We start from the raw sequence: 11,896 nt of genomic DNA, 5'->3' as shown, positions 1-11,896 counted from the left end.
TATTTTTTTATGAACAACCGCAATCCTTATCGCAGTTTGTTCTTTTGGAGCTGAACTTTTTCGGTGCAAAATTCTTTCTAACTATTCTAAACAGTGAGTAGCAGGCAAATGCTACAATAAGGAGAACAACAATGTATTGTACAATTAAGGAAGAATCCATTATTTTAAGATTTGATATGCAAACATGGATACAAAATAGGCCAATCCTGTCATCATAGTTACTTGCAAAGCTGTCCATTTCCAGCTTTTGGTTTCTCTGTAGACTACTGCAAGTGTAGAAACACACTGCATTGCAAATGCGTAAAAGAGAAGAACTGAAACTCCTGTTGCAAAGCTGAACACTTTTTCGCCGTTCGGTTTTACGTCTCTTCTCATTTTATCAATTACTTTCACCTCCGGCGCATCATCTTCAAGACTGTATAATGTAGACATTGTTCCTACAAAAACTTCCCTTGCGACAAAACTTGTCAGGATTCCGACACCCATCTTCCAGTCGTACCCAAGCGGTGCGATTACCGGCTCTATCCCTTTTCCCATTTTGGCTAAGTAAGAGTGATCCAACTCAACATTGGTCGCTACCAACTGATCCGGCTTTTGTTTCGGGCCGAAATAGCTTAAAAACCAGATGATGATGCTTACGATGAAAATAATTTTTCCGGCTCCTGTAATGAAGTCCCATACTTTACCCAACACCATTTTAAGATCATATCCGAAAAGCGGCTTTTTGTACGTTGGCAAATCCATTACCAGATAGGTTTTTCCTTTATTTTTAATGAACCTGTTAAGAACGGCGGCAGATAACAAAGCCACCATAAAACCCAGCAGATACATTGCCATTAATACAATGGCTTTATACTTTATCCCTAAAAATGCTCCGTCTGAAATGATCAGTCCGATGATGATGCTGTAAACAGGAAGCCTTGCAGAACACGTCATGAAAGGCGTTACAAGAATCGTTAATAACCTTTCTTTAAGGTTTTCAATATTTCTTGTTGAAATTACGGCGGGAATGGCACATGCCGTACCGGAAACTAAGGGAACGATACTTTTTCCATTTAACCCGAAAGGACGAAGAAGCCTGTCCATCAAAAAGACGACTCTTGCCATATACCCGGAATCTTCGAGAAGATAAAGAAAGTATAACAAAATCCCGATTTGCGGTGCAAAGATGACAATCCCTCCTATTCCCGGAATGATTCCGTTGGAGATGAGCGAATTTAAAGGCCCTTCCGGCAAATGTTCTCCGGTAAAGGCGGAAAGCCAGGCGAAAAGCTCGTCAATCCAGTTCATAGGATATTCTGCGAGGAAGAAAACGCTCTGGAAAATGATTAATAAAATCATCATAAAAACAACGTAGCCCCAGAATTTGTGAACGAGTATTTTATCTAATTTCTCGGTTAACAATTCTTTGAACTGAGGCTTTTTGGAGATAACGTTTGCTAAAATTCCATCAATAAGCTGATACCGCCTTACAGTTTCCTGAACCTGTAATCTTTTCGGAACAAGACTTTTAGAATCTGGTTCGTTGATTTGTTCAACTACAGAATTGATTTTTCCGAGATCTGTCCCGAGTGATAAGGTAAGCCATGTTTTATATTCATTGTCAAAACCTTTGTGTGCCGCAACTTTATGGATAAAATCTTTATGTTCGGAGGGTATTTCAAAAGAAGGTGCGGAAGTTTTCAGAAAATTATTCTGAAAAACAGCTTCTTTCAGCTCTTCAATACCAATCTGTTCTTTCGCATTGGTACGGATGATGGTAATGCCTAATGATTCTGAAAACTGATCAATATCAATAGAAATCCCTCTTCTTTCGGCCTGGTCAATCTGGTTAACAACGAGAATCATCGGGATTCCGAGATCCTGGATCTGCTGGAACAGAAGCAGCCCTCTTTTTAGGCTTAACGCCTCGAGAATGTAGATTACTCCCGCATAATCATTTTGATTTTCCATCACAAACTTGGAGAAAATAGCTTCATCTTCCGAGCTTGGATAAATACTGTAAGAACCCGGAAGATCTACCACTTCCACCTCCTCATTTTTATAGGTATAAAATCCGGAATGGCTGGCTACCGTAACTCCTGCGTAGTTCCCGGTTTTCTGCTTTTTGTTGCAAAGCGCATTGAAAACCGTGGATTTTCCTACATTTGGGTTTCCGACTAACAGTATTTGTTTTGTATGATTTCCCTGCATCAATTCAATTCTTCAACAATAATATATCTGCCCTCTTCTTCACGGAGCGCAATCCGGCTTTTTTCTTCCCCGAATTCTACATACATCGGTCCTTTGAATGGTGCCTGATACAAAATCCTGAATGAGGTTTCCGGAAGAAGCCCCATTTCGATAATTTTGTTAGGCATTTTAAGGCTGTCGTTATCATACCCTAAAATCTTTCCCATTCTGTTTTTGGGAAATCCACTTAATTTATGTAAACCCATCTTTGTCAAGCCAAAATTTTGTATGCAAATATACGCTATTTAAATTTAATCTAAATAACATGTTGGTATGAAAGAAATCAACCCAAATGCAAAAATGCATTTGGGTTGATTCAATATAATTTAGTTAAATATGAATGTTTACTTTTTCTTTTTGTCTGTAGAGGGTGAAGTAAGTTCAATAGGGTTATCATTGGCATTAAAGAAATCCTTGTACATTTTTTCCTGTTTCTTCATCATATCTCCTATGGTTCCGTCCATTCCCGGTATCGTTTTAGACATAATTTCCTGGGTCATCATTGGTCTTGCTGTGGCGAAAGGGTCTTTTTTGAAATCGCTGAATGTTTTTTCAAACTTCTCTCTTGGCATATCTGTTACTTTCAGAGACATATTGGAAATTTTTTCGGAATAAGAAAGTTCTTCCCAGTTCTGAACCTTTTTATTTCCCTGCAATGTCCAGGAATAATTCTTACCATCGTCTTCGATTTTTACGATAAGCCCTGGTAATCCTGAAAACTTGTATGGCCCGTCCTGAAACGGAAGATCCGTACTGAACCAAGCCGTCCATTTTCTTCCTCCGAAATCAGCTGTTGCTTTTTGAGCATTATAAGGTCCTATTTTCTCTTTTTCATTGGAAATTTTCCAGTCGAATTTAATGGTTTCATTATATGCAATTCCCATTGGTGTAAATCCGCTTGCTATTCTTTCAACATACTGCACTTTCATATCAGGATAATATTTTACAATTTTCTCTGAGAATTTTGGCATCCTGATCGTTTTTGACAGGTCTTTGAAAACGCCCGATTTTTGCATGGCCTCAACCTGAACTTTAATAATGGAGTCCTGCCCGATCACTGTGTAGTCTCTGTAAACGGAGCGGTCTTTAACGATATCAAGTACAGTTAATACTTTTTCAAGTTTTGCAGAATCTTTTTTAGGCTTAAAGGTAAGCTCATAAAAAAATCGGTTCGCCGTTTCTTTAGAGTCATTGTCCTGAGCGCTTACAAAAGCAAAAAGAGCGATAAAAAATATTGAAAATAGCTTTTTCATTGTTGTTCTAATGTTTAATACTATTAGTTGGTAATACTATACTTTTGTTACACTTTTTACCCGATTTATTTTATTTTTGATTTCAAGATGTAATATTTTAATGTGATTTTAATCTCTTTAATCGCATTTTAATTCCGTTCCAAAGAGCTTCTAATCTGGTCATTTTAGTTTTGTATCATCGAAAAAGATAAATACGAACTAAATCTCAACAATATGATCAAGACGATTTTAATAGCCACAGATTATTCCCTTGAATCTTTAAATATCCTTAAAAAAGTAATGAGGAATAAAGATGCTTCGGAAGACCAAAATCAGTACAATATTCTTTTGGTTTCAGGATATGATACGGGAGATTCTATCAGAGATCTTTTATTCAACACAAAAAGCACAATATTTAATAAGTTGAGGCCACATGAATTTTGTGAGGCATATTCCATCATCAAAAACAAATATCCTCACCTGATCCATAAAATCGTGTGTGATGTTTTCACGGGAAGCTTCCAAAGAACATTTAACAATTATGTAAAAGCAGAAAATATTGAGGAAGCTTATTATTCACCATCTATCAAAAGCAATGGAAACGGAAAATTCGATCTTATACCATATATCAAAAAGTGTAAAGATCTTACAAGCTACGAAATCTCTATAGAACTTAAAAAACATCTGCCTGAAAAAGGAAAACTGGCGGAAATCTTTGCGGAAGCTTAAAATCAGACTTATAAAAATTATAAAAATGTTAAGGAATTATAGTAACAGCAGGACGTTAGGAGACAACATACGACTGGGGACGCTGACTGCCTTTACGGCAGGTACTATAAATATTGCATCTCTGTTAATATTCCTCTCTTTTACGTCCAACGTAACAGGACATTATGCCATTTTTGCAGCAGAAATCAGTAAAGCCAACTGGTCTCAGGTTGCCGTAGTGGGAAGCTGGATTTTTCTTTTCTTTTTTGGTGCGTTCGTATCAAACTTCATCGTCATCAATTTTAATAAGAAAAGTAAATATTTCGCTCATGCCATGCCGTTGGTATTGGAAATAGCCTGTCTCCTTTTTGTAGGAATTTATGGGCAGTTCTTCTATCAGAAAACGTTAGAAGAAACAGAATATCTAGTTGCATTAATGCTGTTTGCAACAGGACTGCAAAATGGTTTAACGGCAAGTATATCTAACTTTTCCGTGAAAACGACACACCTTACCGGTACCACTACCGATCTGGGAATTCTTTTTTCAATGTTTACCCAGAAGGAATTCAGGAAAAATGGCGAGCTGGTAGCAAGAGCAAAACTATTGACGAGCATCATGATTGCTTATGTTTTAGGAGCGGTATTTTCAGGGCTTACGTATTACTATCTTGAGTTCAGGGTGTTTTATGTGATCTGCCTTTGCTTATTGGTAGTAATCGGATATGATGCTTATAAAATTCACCTGCGGCATTACCAAACTCAGTACCGATACAGTAAAATTTATAAAAAGCCTAATTTCTTAGCTTTTATGTATGAAAAGATTCATGGAAATTCGGGGATCAGGCAAAAAAAAGAGAAAGAGAGAAAACTTATTTTCGAAGAATAAATGGTTTTGTAAAAAACTTTATTTTAAAACAATACATATCAGTATTAATTTTGTGTAAACTAGCTGTGAATCAATCCTCTAATTGTGTAGTGCAATTGGGGGATTGTATTTTAATAAAATGCTTTACAGAAGGTTATTTAAGCTAAAATGAAAGCATGTGAGGAGTATTGAAATGTTGATAATTAAATTTTAATTCAGGGGTTTATTGTTTTAATTCTTATTCCGAATGCCTATTTTTGTAAGTTGATTTACTTTTTATATGTCAGATATTATTCAGCTTTTACCGGATCATGTAGCCAACCAAATTGCGGCAGGAGAGGTGGTGCAGAGACCTGCATCCATTGTAAAGGAACTTTTGGAAAATGCAATTGATGCCGAAGCGACGAAGATTGAACTGATTGTAAGGGATGCCGGAAAAAACCTGATCCAGGTAGTAGATGACGGAAAAGGAATGTCTGAAACGGATGCAAGGATGGCTTTTGAAAGGCATGCCACCTCCAAAATCAGAGGGACGGAAGATATCTTCAGGATTGCTACAAAAGGATTCCGAGGAGAAGCACTGGCTTCTATTGCAGCTGTTTCCCAGGTAGAGCTGAGAACCAAGCAGAAAGATGCCACCATAGGAACCAATATCTACATAGAAGGCGGTGTGTTTCAGTTTCAGGATCCTGTTCAGACAGCGGATGGCTCCAACTTTTTAGTAAAAAACCTTTTTTACAATGTTCCGGCCAGAAGAAAGTTCCTTAAAAATAATAATATTGAATTCAGGCATGTTATTGATGAATTCCAAAGGGTTGCGCTTGCGCATGAAAATCTAGAATTTTCCCTTTTTCATGATGATGAAGCGGTTTTCAGATTAAGAAAAGGAAGCCAGATGCAGCGTATTGTGGATATTTTCGGAAGAAAGCTTCAGCCACAATTGATTCCGATTAAAGAAGATATTATCTGGTGTAAACTTCACGGTTTTGTTGCTAAGCCGGAAGGAGCCAAAAAAACCAGAGGAGAACAGTTCCTTTTCGTAAACGGAAGATACTTTAAAAGCCCTTATTTTAATAAGGCGGTTCAGGAAGCTTTTGAAGGATTGCTGCTGCCGGGATACATCCCTACATTTTTTCTTTTCTTAGAATTAGATCCTGAGAAAATTGATGTAAACATCCATCCGCAGAAAACGGAAGTGAAATTTGAAGACGAGCATCTTATTTTCGCCCTACTCCGTTCTACCATAAAACGATCACTGGGTATTTATAACGTTGCGCCAAGCTTGGATTTTGAAAGAGATCCTCAACTGGATGAGATCATGCAGAAAACGTTTCCAAGCAAGAGCAACGGAGGTAGCGGAGGCGGATTTATCAAAATGCCGGAAATCATCGTAGACAAAGACTATAATCCGTTTCTGGAAGAAAGAGGCGTGAAACAGGCAGAGATTCAGAATCTTGCCGAGATGTACCATCAGAATATTTCAGCCGAGCCGTCAAAAATCAACCTCTTTGAAGATGAAGATTTTGATGAAGATCTGATGAGGCTCCCGAATGGTTACTGGCTGTTCAATAAAGGAGATAAAACCTTAATGCTGGATCTTGGAAGAATGCACCGGCTTGTCGTTTCAGAAAATACAAAGCCTTTACGAAAAGGAACAACGAACAGCCATTCACTGCTTTTCTCTCTGGAGTATCACATGAATGAGATTGAAAAGAACAAATATAAATCAATCAAGAAATTTCTTCCTGAATTAGGGTTTGAAATGAGCATTGCCCATGAAAGTGTTTTGAGGATTGATGCCGTACCGGAAGGATTGAAGGAAACACAGGTCATGAAGTTCCTGGAAAATCTTTTCAATATCCTTGAATATAAAACAGAGGAAGAATTCATGCAGTATTACCAGAACCAGTGGAGCAAAATGCAGTCGAAATCAAGATTTGATTTTATCTATAAAAAAGATGCGGAACAGCTGATTAAAGATTTTACGGCATTAGGATTCCCCGAATTTTTACCGAACGGGAAAAGGTGTTTTTTTGAAGTTCCGTTTAATGATTTTAAAAATAAATTTTAAGTATGTTTAATAATTTACCACCAATAACGAAAAATATTATCATTATAAATATTGTGGTTTATATAGTTACCAACTTTTTTCTATATGCATTAAATAGACCGGAACTATACTATAATTTATCCGCATACTATCCTTTCTCACCTTTTTTCAAATCTTGGCAGATTATTACTTCTATGTTTATGCATTCTCCAATTTCCGGAGGCCCTGGAATTATGCATATCTTCTTTAATATGTTTGTGTTATATAATTTTGCTTTTTTAGAAAATATCTTAGGAGGAAAAAGATTTTTGATCCTTTATTTTTTAAGTGGAATCGGTGCTTATGCATTATTTAACCTATGGGAATTTATGCAGGTTGAAATGTTTGCACGACAATTAGAAGATTTAGGATTTAACGTCTATGATTATTTTTCAGGAACAAATATTCAATTAAAAGGGTCTGCAGAATCAATTGAAAGCCAAAAAAAGTTTATAGGAAATATTGTTAAAATAATTTCCACCCCGCTCATGGGTGCATCTGGAGCTATTTTCGGTGTAGTGGCAGCTTTTGCTACAATTTATCCAAATGCTAAACTTGGCATTCTGTTCATCCCCTTTCCTATTAAAGCAAAGTATTTATTAATTTTTAGTGTTGGTCTATCGCTCTACTTAGGATATAACGGATTAGACAGCGGTACTGCCCATTTCGCACACGTTGGAGGCGCTTTGGTAGGATGGATTCTGGCAAAAATCTGGAGAAAACATTTATATAGATTCAATTAAAATTCCGTGAAAGTCATTCGTCTTATATTTTTCATTGTACATATAGGAATAGCTTTCCTATTGGCAGGAACCTTTCTTAATGCTTATATACCGCCAAAAACATTTCCGTGGCTTAATCTGCTTTCCTTAGGGTTTCCCGTACTGATGATTGCGTATATTCTACTCACTTTTTTCTGGATCATCAGCTGGAAAAAAAGAGCTTTTGTATTCTTGCTTTTCGGGCTGCTGTTTTTCAAACCGGTTATACGATGGATAAACTATACACCGCATAAAAATGAAATTTCCGATCTTAAAATCATTTCATTGAATGCCAAAGGCGGTTTATATGGAAAAGAGAATATTGAATCATTTGTTAATGCCCAGAATCCTGATGTTATTTTTTTACAGGAATATGGAGCAAACAAAAAATATCATTTCAAAGGATTGAAAGATCGCCCCGAAAGCCATATAATCGCAATTTTCTCTAAGCATAGGATTGTAGAACAAAAGCAGCTTATCGAAGGCAATTACCAATTTAATAATGCGTATGCATCTCAAACCGACATTGAAATAAGAAGCAAAATGTACCGGTTTATTAATATATACCTTCAGCCTTTCAAATTTGATAAAAGCATGGTGAGGCTTAACGGAAACAGTGAAGAAGATGAGCAGAAAGTAAAAAATATCGTAAAAAGACTTATTCCAACCTTTAAAATGCATCAGGAACAGATCGGCGCAATAAGAAAAAGCATTGATGAGTCTCCATATCCTGTTATTCTGGCAGGAGATTTTAATTCGGTGCCTAATTCTTACGAATATTATCATTTGCTTGAAGGCTTGCAGGACGCTTTTGTGGAAGCCGGTAGAGGAAGCGGCACCAGTTTCCACGATTATAAATTTCCGATAAGGATTGATTATATTTTCTCTTCTCCGTCAATAAAGCCATTCAGCTATAAGGTAGACCGTTCCGTAAGGCTTTCCGATCACTTTCCTGTTATTGCAACATTTAAAACAGAATAAGATTCAGTATCTTTTTTGAATAGAATAAACTCTTATAAATTATTGTACAGCTTTTCTATTAATTGCAGAAATTCTGTTAAATTAGTTCTTATGAAAAATTTGTTTTTAATACTCTTCATTGCATCAATTTCGGCCGTTTCATGCTCGAAAAAAGAACCGCAGGATCTTTATCCGGAAGAAAGCCCGAAGGCAAATTACGATACAATGGCTATTGATTCTTTTTCGGCAGGAGCCATTTCGGTGGATGTTGCAGAGCAGATAAGAAAGTCTTCGCAAAAATACCAGGACTCAGTTAGGGAAGCATTGAAACTGCAGGAACAGGAAGCAAAAATTAAAGAAGAGCTGGAAAAAGAAATCAAGAAAAAAGCGGAAGAAGAAAAAAAGCAAAAAACATCCGAAATCACTCCATCCAACGATGTGAAAAAGGAATAATATTTGAATTCCAATTAAAAATTTATCAATACGTATGAAAAAAAACTTTTTATCAGGATTAATGATTGCAGCATTGGTGGTATCATGCACCAAATCAACATCAAAAACCGAAACGGTTGAAAACCCGGACGGAAGCGTTACCACCACTACAACAGTTTCTGAAAGCGGACTGGGAGTTGATACGGCAAAGATCAATAATGTGAAAGAAAAAACTGAATCCAGAATTGATGCAGCCGGAGATAAAATAGATAATGCCGCAGAAGATGCCAAAAATAAAATTGATGCCACAGCGGATAAAGCTAAAGCAAACCTTCAGAAAGCAGGAAAGGACATCAAAACTGAAGCTGACAAAGTAGGTAAAGATGTAAAAGATGCAGCCGCAAAAGGTGCATCAAAAGTAGAAGACGGAGCAAAAAAGCTTAAAGAAGATTTAAGCAGATAATAAAGACCCCGATAAATAAGAGAGCCGCAGCAAAAGCTGCGGCTCTTATGTTTAAAGCTATTTATTGAGTTCCAGTAAAGGATCAATATATTCTCTGTCATTGCTCAGCCTCGGCACTTTATTTTGTCCTCCCAATTTGCCTTTAGATTCCAGCCAACAATAGAAAAGATTAGGTTTGGCGATATGTACAATCGGTCTTTTAAGCGTCATATTGTTGTAGCGTTTTGCTTCATAATCAGAATTAATGGCTTTCAAATGATCATCAAAAGCATCAATAAAGCGCTCTATATCATCCGGCATCCGGCAGAATTCAAAAATCCACTCGTGAGCACCGCCTTCATTTTCTTTCATGAAAACAGGAGCACCCGTAAAGTCTGAAATGGAAGCATTTGTTGCCTCACAAGCTTTGGTAATGGCAGATTCTACGTTGGTGATCATCAATTCTTCTCCAAAAGCATTAATATAATGTTTCGTTCTTCCCGTAATCTTTATCCTGAACGGACTGATGGAAGTAAACATTACCGTATCGCCGATAAGATATCTCCAAAGACCCCCGTTTGTGGTAATTACCATTGCATAGTTCTTCCCGGTTTCCACATCTTCCAGGCTCACTACCTTCGGATGGGAAAGGTGAAACTGATCCATCGGAATAAATTCGTAGAAAATACCGTAATCAAGCATCAGCAGCATTTCATCACTATTTGACCTATCCTGAATACCAAAAAAGCCTTCGGAAGCATTATAAATCTCGTAATAATTAATATTCTTCCCTATAATCTGCTTATATTGATCCCGGTAAGGCTTAAAGCTGATCCCGCCGTGAAAGAAAACTTCCAGATTCGGCCACAGTTCAGAAATATTTTTGATGCCCGTTTCGTTGATTATCCGCTGAAGAAGCACCATCATCCAGCTTGGAACCCCGAGAATACTTCCCACATCTTCATTTTTAACTTCAGAAATGATGGCTTTCAGCTTGCTTTCCCACTCTCCCATCAGCGAAACCTTTTTGCTGGGAGTCGTGGTAATTTCTACCCAGAATGGAAGATTATCAATCAGAATTGCGGAAAGATCACCGAATTTGGTATTAAAATCTGCATACAGCTCCGAGCTTCCGCCGAGGCGCAGGTTTTTGTAATTAAAAAGCTGGTTTTCCGGATGGTTATTAGCATAAATGGATACCATATCCTTTCCCGCCTTCATGTGGCAGTATTCCAGGCTTTCTGCGGAAATAGGAATGAATTTGCTTTTTGCATTGGTGGTGCCTGAAGATTTGGCGAAATGCTTAATATATCCGGGCCAGGTAATGTCTTTTTGTCCCTGTCTTGCTTTTTCAATATAGGGTTCAATTTCCTCATAGGTAACAATCGGAACCTTATTTTTAAAGTCCTGATAGCTGGAAACAGAATTGAAGCCGTACTTTTTACCGTACTCTGTATCTTCTGCATGAAACAGTTGGGAAAATAAAACCCCTTTTTGTGTTTCAATAGGATGATCTATAAAATTCTGAATCTGGTCTATTCGCTGACGGATAAACCAGTTGACCACAGTATTGAAAAGTGCTTTCGTTGCCATTCCAACAAATATAACAATATTTGTATTTTCAGAGAATATTTTATTATGTTAAAAATAAAAAACCGTTACTTCATCAGTAACGGTTTCTATTAAATATGATTTTTATTAACAATATTCATCGTAGGCTGCCTGAAGGTTTGCAGCAATTGCTCCTGCCGGATTTCCTTCAATGTGGTGTCTTTCCAGCATGTGAACCAGCTCGCCATCCTTGAAAAGAGCTACACAAGGCGAGCTCGGCGGAAACGGAGCAAGGTGTTTTCTCGCTTCTACTACTGCTTCAGTATCGAAACCGGCAAAAACAGTTGTAAGATGATCCGGCTTTTTATCTCCTGTTAAAGAATATACTACTCCCGGTCTGGCCGCTCCTGCTGCGCATCCGCAAACGGAATTGATTACCAAAAGGGTTGTTCCGCTTTGTTTTAATGCTTCTTCTACCTGTGACGGAGTGGTCAGGTCTTCGAAACCTTTATCTGTAAGTTCAGCCTTCATAGGCATTACTAAATCTGTTGGATACATATGTTTGTTTTTAATTCAGGTACAAATTTAAGCAATTCTTTAGTTTTGTTCAATATATAAAAACTA

The 11,896-nt window shown here is 37.2% G+C and carries 12 protein-coding genes; 7 read left to right on the top strand and 5 right to left on the bottom strand.

Features of this window, described 5'->3' with window-relative positions:
- Positions 1–159: 159 nt before the first annotated feature.
- The 3 genes from feoB to SOP96_RS00345 form a co-directional block, all read right to left on the bottom strand.
- The gene (feoB, locus tag SOP96_RS00355; protein ID WP_326319260.1) at positions 160–2,193 is read right to left on the bottom strand and encodes a ferrous iron transport protein B; all 2,034 of its coding nucleotides are present in this window, start codon (positions 2,191–2,193) and stop codon (positions 160–162) included.
- Entirely contained in the window at positions 2,193–2,438 is a 246-nt protein-coding gene (locus SOP96_RS00350; protein ID WP_066438285.1) for a FeoA family protein, read from the bottom strand. Before SOP96_RS00350 ends, feoB begins: the two co-directional genes overlap by 1 nt.
- A 138-nt stretch (positions 2,439–2,576) precedes the next feature.
- The gene (locus tag SOP96_RS00345) at positions 2,577–3,485 is read right to left on the bottom strand and encodes a GLPGLI family protein (RefSeq protein ID WP_326319259.1); all 909 of its coding nucleotides are present in this window, start codon (positions 3,483–3,485) and stop codon (positions 2,577–2,579) included.
- Positions 3,486–3,698: 213 nt separating this feature from the next.
- Between SOP96_RS00345 and SOP96_RS00340 the strand changes: the two genes are divergently transcribed.
- The 7 genes from SOP96_RS00340 to SOP96_RS00310 all read left to right on the top strand — a co-directional run bounded on the left by SOP96_RS00340 (position 3,699) and on the right by SOP96_RS00310 (position 9,742).
- Entirely contained in the window at positions 3,699–4,193 is a 495-nt protein-coding gene (locus tag SOP96_RS00340; RefSeq protein ID WP_326319258.1) for a hypothetical protein, read from the top strand.
- 25 nt (positions 4,194–4,218) lie between these two features.
- A complete protein-coding gene (locus SOP96_RS00335) occupies positions 4,219–5,058 on the top strand; it encodes a YoaK family protein (protein WP_326319257.1) in 840 nt (279 codons plus the stop codon).
- A 259-nt stretch (positions 5,059–5,317) separates the two neighbouring features.
- Positions 5,318–7,108: a DNA mismatch repair endonuclease MutL gene (mutL, locus tag SOP96_RS00330; RefSeq protein ID WP_326319256.1), complete on the top strand. Its 1,791-nt coding sequence runs from the start codon at positions 5,318–5,320 to the stop codon at positions 7,106–7,108.
- A 2-nt stretch (positions 7,109–7,110) separates the two neighbouring features.
- Complete coding sequence (locus SOP96_RS00325) at positions 7,111–7,869, top strand: rhomboid family intramembrane serine protease (protein ID WP_326319255.1); 759 nt, start codon at positions 7,111–7,113, stop codon at positions 7,867–7,869.
- 6 nt (positions 7,870–7,875) lie between these two features.
- Positions 7,876–8,868 carry an endonuclease/exonuclease/phosphatase family protein gene (locus SOP96_RS00320; RefSeq protein WP_326319254.1) on the top strand — a complete coding sequence of 331 codons (993 nt, stop codon included), beginning with the start codon at positions 7,876–7,878 and terminating at the stop codon, positions 8,866–8,868.
- Between the two features lie 90 nt (positions 8,869–8,958).
- The gene (locus SOP96_RS00315) at positions 8,959–9,300 is read left to right on the top strand and encodes a hypothetical protein (protein ID WP_326319253.1); all 342 of its coding nucleotides are present in this window, start codon (positions 8,959–8,961) and stop codon (positions 9,298–9,300) included.
- Positions 9,301–9,334: 34 nt separating this feature from the next.
- On the top strand, positions 9,335–9,742 hold the full coding sequence (locus SOP96_RS00310; RefSeq protein WP_326319252.1) for a hypothetical protein: 408 nt from the start codon (positions 9,335–9,337) through the stop codon (positions 9,740–9,742).
- A gap of 57 nt (positions 9,743–9,799) precedes the next feature.
- Here SOP96_RS00310 and SOP96_RS00305 read toward each other — a convergent pair whose 3' ends face one another.
- Together SOP96_RS00305 and SOP96_RS00300 are read right to left on the bottom strand one after the other, a co-directional pair.
- Complete coding sequence (locus SOP96_RS00305) at positions 9,800–11,314, bottom strand: GH3 auxin-responsive promoter family protein (protein WP_326319251.1); 1,515 nt, start codon at positions 11,312–11,314, stop codon at positions 9,800–9,802.
- Positions 11,315–11,419: 105 nt separating this feature from the next.
- A complete protein-coding gene (locus tag SOP96_RS00300; RefSeq protein ID WP_248389297.1) occupies positions 11,420–11,830 on the bottom strand; it encodes a BrxA/BrxB family bacilliredoxin in 411 nt (136 codons plus the stop codon).
- Positions 11,831–11,896: the final 66 nt, after the last annotated feature.

It is taken from the genome of Chryseobacterium salviniae (genome assembly GCF_035819015.1).
GTDB classification, from domain to species: domain Bacteria; phylum Bacteroidota; class Bacteroidia; order Flavobacteriales; family Weeksellaceae; genus Chryseobacterium; species Chryseobacterium salviniae.
The sequence above is the reverse complement of the archived record's forward strand: the minus strand, read 5'-3'. Positions and strand labels throughout refer to the sequence as shown.

Bases quoted from the DNA above. Each gene is read 5' to 3' on its own strand.
- SOP96_RS00310 (WP_326319252.1), top strand. From the start codon at position 9,335: ATGAAAAAAAACTTTTTATCAGGATTAATGATTGCAGCATTGGTGGTA.
- SOP96_RS00315 (WP_326319253.1), top strand. From the start codon at position 8,959: ATGAAAAATTTGTTTTTAATACTCTTCATTGCATCAATTTCGGCCGTT.
- SOP96_RS00305 (WP_326319251.1), bottom strand. From the start codon at position 11,314: ATGGCAACGAAAGCACTTTTCAATACTGTGGTCAACTGGTTTATCCGT.
- feoB (WP_326319260.1), bottom strand. From the start codon at position 2,193: ATGCAGGGAAATCATACAAAACAAATACTGTTAGTCGGAAACCCAAAT.
- SOP96_RS00335 (WP_326319257.1), top strand. From the start codon at position 4,219: ATGTTAAGGAATTATAGTAACAGCAGGACGTTAGGAGACAACATACGA.
- SOP96_RS00345 (WP_326319259.1), bottom strand. From the start codon at position 3,485: ATGAAAAAGCTATTTTCAATATTTTTTATCGCTCTTTTTGCTTTTGTA.
- SOP96_RS00325 (WP_326319255.1), top strand. From the start codon at position 7,111: ATGTTTAATAATTTACCACCAATAACGAAAAATATTATCATTATAAAT.
- mutL (WP_326319256.1), top strand. From the start codon at position 5,318: ATGTCAGATATTATTCAGCTTTTACCGGATCATGTAGCCAACCAAATT.
- SOP96_RS00340 (WP_326319258.1), top strand. From the start codon at position 3,699: ATGATCAAGACGATTTTAATAGCCACAGATTATTCCCTTGAATCTTTA.
- SOP96_RS00300 (WP_248389297.1), bottom strand. From the start codon at position 11,830: ATGTATCCAACAGATTTAGTAATGCCTATGAAGGCTGAACTTACAGAT.
- SOP96_RS00350 (WP_066438285.1), bottom strand. From the start codon at position 2,438: ATGGGTTTACATAAATTAAGTGGATTTCCCAAAAACAGAATGGGAAAG.